Below are 1,205 nucleotides of genomic sequence, written 5' to 3' on the forward strand. Positions count from 1 at the left end.
TCATGGCGGCGACCGGCGTCTTTGCCGTGACCGGCGACGACAGCCACAACCTCATGGTGTCGCTGTCGGTCAAGCTGCTGAACCCCAAGGCGCGGGTGGTGGCGCGCATGCATGACGTTCGCAACACCAATAAGGCGCGCCGCGCCGGGGCCGATGAAGTGGTGTCACCCGACTTCGCTGGCGGCATGCGCATCGCCTCGGCCATGCTGCGCCCGCATGCCGTCAATTTCATGGACCAGATGCTGCGCACCGATGACGAACTGCGCGTGGAAGAAGTGATTGTGCCGGCCCACTTTGCGGCCACACCCGTGGTCGAGCTGATTCCCAAGTCAAGGGACTACATCCTCATGGCCACGCACGAGGACGGCAATTGGGTGTTCAACCCAGCCGACGATCATCTGGTCAAGGCCGGTGCCGCGCTGGTTTTGATGGCCAGCCCGGTGGGACGCGCCCATCTGGAAAAGTTGCTCAAAGTCTGAGAGCGACCCGACTCGATGTGACCTAATGTGATTAAAGAGGGATTGATGCTGTGAAACTCGCCACCTGGAACGTGAACTCTCTGACCGTGCGGCTGCCGCAAGTGCTGGATTGGCTTGGCACCCGTCCGGTCGATGTACTGGTGTTGCAGGAACTCAAGATGACGGACGACAAGTTTCCGGTCGCGGCCTTCACGCAAGCAGGCTACCACGCGCAATACTTCGGCCAGAAGACCTACAACGGCGTCGCGCTGTTGTCACGCACGGCGGCCACCGACGTGGTGAAAAACATTCCGGGGTTTTCGGACGACATGGCCCGCGTCATCAGCGCCACGGTGGATGGCGTGCGTGTCATCGGTGCCTATTTCCCCAATGGGCAGGAACCAGGTTCCGACAAATTTGAATACAAGATGAGCTGGCTCAAGGGCCTGCGCGACTGGCTGCGCGAGGAACTGGTCAAACATCCCAAACTGGTGTTGATGGGTGACTACAACATTACCTTTGACGACGCCGACGTCTGGGACCCGGTGGGACTGAAGGACACCATCCACTGCACCGAAGAGGAGCGCTACCAGCTGCGCGCCTTGATCGCCCTGGGTTTGCATGACGCGCACCGCCTGTTCCCGCAGCCCGCCAAAAGCTACTCTTGGTGGGACTACCGCAACGCCGCCTTTCGCCGCAACCAGGGCCTGCGCATTGACCACATTCTGGTCAGCAACGCGCTCAAGC

At 60.8% G+C, this 1,205-nt stretch carries 2 protein-coding genes; both read left to right on the forward strand.

The features are described 5' to 3' along the window. A partial coding sequence (locus B3V69_RS14040) for a potassium channel family protein (RefSeq protein ID WP_296447536.1) occupies window positions 1-479 on the forward strand: 479 nt, incomplete at its 5' end. A 50-nt stretch (window positions 480-529) separates the two neighbouring features. Beyond that, window positions 530-1,205 (forward strand): exodeoxyribonuclease III (locus tag B3V69_RS14045; RefSeq protein WP_296447538.1); only part of this gene is annotated, 676 nt, incomplete at its 3' end.

The organism is Rhodoferax sp. UBA5149 (genome assembly GCF_002413825.1).
In the GTDB taxonomy this organism is placed as follows: domain Bacteria; phylum Pseudomonadota; class Gammaproteobacteria; order Burkholderiales; family Burkholderiaceae_C; genus Rhodoferax.